Origin of the sequence: Sphaerospermopsis kisseleviana CS-549 (genome assembly GCF_028329225.1) — a bacterium.
Lineage (GTDB): Bacteria > Cyanobacteriota > Cyanobacteriia > Cyanobacteriales > Nostocaceae > Sphaerospermopsis > Sphaerospermopsis kisseleviana.
Genome location: NZ_JAQMTI010000072.1, coordinates 1 through 4,271, shown reverse-complemented (window position 1 = coordinate 4,271; position 4,271 = coordinate 1). Strand labels below are relative to the sequence as shown.

Genomic DNA, 4,271 nt, shown 5'->3' with positions numbered 1-4,271 from the left:
TTTTCCACTAAACTTTGTTGAATGGCTTCAATGGATGCCACCTGTCTTGGCTTTACCTGATGATGATTTCTTTTCTTGGAAGCACTTGACTTAGTTTCAAATCCTGCTGACATAAACCTTTATTCCTAGAGTTGAAGGGGGGGCTTATGTCCTCATCTCACTTTTTTTGCTCCCATGTCAAGTCAAATTTTTCTCTGCTCGCTGCTGCTTATCTTGTTTCTTTTGTCAAGTTCATTTTATACCAAATTAGATGAGCTTACCCTGGTATCCTGGTTTCCCCGGATTTCTCACAAAGAAAATAAAAAAAGAGGTCAAAAACTGCGAAAATGTATATTTAGAAAGCATTTCAGCAGTTATAAAGTATGACCCCACTAACAACAGATAGTACACCAAAACAGTTCAAGTTTGAAAGAGAAAAATCAAGACCAATAGTAGTGAATTTCCAGGGTGGTAAAGTAACATCGGATGCAGGTTTAAGTTTAATTGCGGAAATAGACCGAAAATTGCAAATAACTAGGACTTACGCATTGACAAAAAATATCATCTATGTAGTCTAGATAATGACATCCTTGCGAAGGTTGGCAAAAATATGCTCATGGACAACAGAAGTAAACAGATTCCTCTGTACTTCATACCAATTGCTAATTATATTTTCAGAGCGCATAAACTCCAATTTCACAAATGCTTGAAGTGAACAAAATATGTGAGTTTTGATTGCACAGGTATCTCTAACCATGAACCGACAAATTCCACACACTTGTTTTATGGCACGATGAAAGGTTTCAATACCCCAATGAGTATCATGAATTGTGACGAAGGTACTTCTGGTTATGTCTTGAATTTTCTCCTCATCTGGCAGATATAAAATATAATGTCTAGAGTCTTCTTTTTTAAAGTCTTTCCTAAACAACTTTATAAATCCAAATTCTTTCAGATGAGTTCTTAATCCTTCTTCAGGAATATCCAAAGTGCCTACTTGGCAATACTTGTGCGGCTCATTTGAAACAGTTCTATTCTATTTTTTTCAATTCCGAATAGGAAACCCAATTTCTGGTTTTTTAGAAATTTTAAGTTTTCTACTCCTGAGTACCAACTATCTCCTGTTACCATTCTGGGTTTGACTCCCCAGCTTATTATTTCACTTACCATTTCTCTAAAATAATCGTTTTTTGTTTTTCCCTCCTTTTTATCATATATTCTATAATTTATTGGCACTGAATTACCATTAATATCGCTGTAATATAGAGTGATTAAATTTAAGCCAATAATAGTTTTATGGGCTTTCCCTGACCAAAAATAACTGATTAATTCCGCATTTTTAGGGTCGCTGTAAATCTTTTCTATGACTGTATCATCTACACTTAATATCCCCCCTACCAGGTTGATAATTTTCTCTATTATGCTGAATAAATCTTTTGGTTCGTATCTCTCTCTCAATAAAAAGCGATTGACACTATCATGTGAAACATCTCCCAATATCTCGGCTAACCTACTGCACCCTCCATACTTTGGCTCTGACAGTAAAAATAAGGTGTAGATGTCTAGATTGCATTGTGCTGTCGAGGGTTTAGTAATTTCTCTCATTCTCTCATACCCATTACTAGACGACCCTTATTTATCAATGCACTATTTTGTTATTCTGTCAATGCGTAAGTCCTAATAACATCACGATTAGCTAAATGTTTCCAAGACTACAGAAAGCCAAATAAGACATTACATCCCATAGAAAGCTTATTAACACAACGAATATATGGCTTAATAATGGGATATGAAGACTTAAATGACCATGAAGAATTACGTCATGATCCAATGTTCGCACTGGCATTAGGAAAAAGCATTGGTCAAGAGAATGAACCATGTACATTGGCAGGAAAGAGTACATTAAATCGGATAGAACATTGTCCTGAAAATTTAGAACAAGGAGCAGAAAGTCGCTACCATAAAATTAGTCATTCTCAAGAAGAGATTGAGAAATTATTTGTAGACATATTTTTAGAATCTTATTCATCACCACCAAGACAAATAATCTTAGATTTGGATGTAACTGATGATTTAGTGCATGGGAATCAAGAACAAGTATTTTTCAATACTTATTATGGAGGATATTGCTATGCACCACTTTATATTTTCTGTGGAAAACATTTATTAGCAGCTAAACTTAGGGCTGCCAATGTAGACCCAGTAGAGGGAGCATTATCAGAATTACAGAGAGTCATTAAACAAATACGTGCAGAATGGAATAATGTAGAGATTTTAGTTCGTGGAGATAGCGCCTATTCCCGAGAAGATATTATGGAATGGTGTGAGTCTCAAATCAAAGTAGATTATGTATTTGGGTTGCCGGAAAACAGTCGTTTAATAAAGATGACCACTCTAACTCAAAGTAAAGCCAAGCAAGAGTTTGAGCAAAAGCTATCCACGGTAGTTTCCTTTTTAGAAACTCTATTTGTTCCAGATATTGAACTTCCTGAACTGGCATCAAATCTGATAGAAAACTCAACTTGGTATAAAACTATTGACTATCAAACCCATAAATCTTGGAGTCGTAGTCGTCGTGTAGTAACTAAAGTTGAGTATGGGGCAAAGGGAACTAATATCCGTTTTGTTGTTACCTCAATTCCTACTAATAAGATGCCTCCAAGTGAAGTTTATACCCAGAAATATTGTCCTAGAGGTGAGATGGAAAATCGTTTTAAAGAACAACAATTAGAACTATTTAGCGATAGAACCAGTACCCATACATTTGCTGGTAATCAACTACGTTTGTGGTTCTCTTCCATAGCTTATGTTTTAATGAATGCTTTGCGAAATAAATGTTTAGTTAAAACTGAATTACAGAATGCTCAAGTTGGGACTATCCGTACCAAATTGTTGAAGTTAGGAGCTTTGATTACTGTGAGTACCCGGCGAGTTTTAATTGCAATTAATAGTTCTTGTCCCTATCAGCATATTTATGCTACTGCTTACCGTTGTTTGCAGTTGTTACCAAATCCTGGTTAATTCTTTTGTGACGATTATTACTCTCATTTTTAGCTTTAATTTAGGGTGGGGATAAAAGTTTTTTTCTTAACTCTTTTTTGTCATGTCTAATTTTAATACTCAATTATTTATATCAGTATATTTTACCTGAATACTTCTTGATATTTAACAAAATCTATCAAATCTATACTTAGGAGATTTCCTTTTTTCATCTTCCCTACTTATGTAGCAAATAAACTTCCTTTGTTTTGCTCTTTATGAATGTTTTTTTTGGCTTGTGAGAAATCCGGGTTTCATGCTTTCTGCCTTCACAAGTAATTTTATTAATTAAACCAGACTATTTTAGTTTTTATCATAAACCTTTAAATTCAATATATATACCGTAAATATACTTAAAAAACTAACAAAAAACTGCCCCACCCTTGATCTGATTGTATCCCTTACAAAATCGGATGTATTATCGTAAAGGATGCACGTTTGTAGTATGCTCTAAACTCTTGCTCAAAGGGTTATAATACACAAAGGGAAGAGAGTTTTTGGTGTGGTTATGTTTATTTTTTCAAAATTGGGATGCTTGCATTTGACCTTTATTTCTAAATCTCCCCTCAATCATATTCTGCCACTAACTCCCCTTTCATTAATGCCATAAATATGATGAATTAAATGAGGATACTTTTCTCTAGCCATTTTACTTGCTACCTCTTGATCCTGATCAATAAAATAATCACCGCTATCAGGTTCAATAGCAATGTACCAACCATAGTATTTATCGAGTATTTCTGGTTTTAAACGCTCAAAAATCACCCAACAACGATCTGAAAATGCCTTTCTTCTCGCTCTATCTTGGGCTTTTTGTTCTTCTGTCCATTGAATTTCAGGAAATACTCTTCCACGTCTCACAATTCTCTCTGATGGACTTTGTGCCATATTTTTTACCTCAATATAATTATTGTCTTTACACTATTATAAAACATCCTCATTATTTTAGAGCGTGGAGTGCAGCACCGGAGGAGATTAATTTTCAACCCCCAACACCTTGACACAAAATACCTAAAATCTTGTTTAACTCCTTAATATAATAATTGTTCAAATCAATAAAAATCTCTGTCCCTACCAACTTTAAAAACTTCCAAATATCTCCAGTTGTCACAGCACCATAAACAGTTTTAATTTCATTACCTTCCTGTTCATTAAACAACTGTGCTGCTAACATTGCTGCTGCACATTGACCCAAACCACCTTTAATATTTTCATTTTTAGCTTCTACAATAATTACCACAGGAGCATTAATT

Annotated in this window: 1 protein-coding gene and 4 pseudogenes; 2 read left to right on the top strand and 3 right to left on the bottom strand. The window is 34.4% G+C overall.

Annotated features, from left to right (window positions below; genetic code table 11):
- Nucleotides 1–362: 362 nt before the first annotated feature.
- Nucleotides 363–527, top strand: a pseudogene (locus tag PN497_RS05065) (IS1380 family transposase); the annotation flags it as partial.
- A 26-nt stretch (nucleotides 528–553) separates the two neighbouring features.
- Here the strand turns inward: PN497_RS05065 and PN497_RS05060 are convergent.
- Nucleotides 554–1,584, bottom strand: a pseudogene (locus PN497_RS05060) (IS701 family transposase).
- A 75-nt stretch (nucleotides 1,585–1,659) separates the two neighbouring features.
- On the opposite strand from PN497_RS05060, the pseudogene PN497_RS05055 reads away from it, so the two are divergent.
- Nucleotides 1,660–3,000 (top strand): annotated as a pseudogene (locus tag PN497_RS05055) (IS1380 family transposase); the annotation flags it as partial.
- A 588-nt stretch (nucleotides 3,001–3,588) separates the two neighbouring features.
- Here PN497_RS05055 and PN497_RS05050 read toward each other — a convergent pair.
- Nucleotides 3,589–3,906, bottom strand: a complete 318-nt coding sequence (locus tag PN497_RS05050; RefSeq protein WP_096573080.1) for a hypothetical protein — start codon at nucleotides 3,904–3,906, stop codon at nucleotides 3,589–3,591.
- Between the two features lie 94 nt (nucleotides 3,907–4,000).
- A pseudogene (locus PN497_RS05045) lies at nucleotides 4,001–4,271 on the bottom strand (hypothetical protein); the annotation flags it as partial.

What these genes read in the sequence shown, in the direction of transcription:
- PN497_RS05050 (WP_096573080.1), bottom strand. Translation starts at nt 3,906, where the DNA reads ATGGCACAAAGTCCATCAGAGAGAATTGTGAGACGTGGAAGAGTATTT.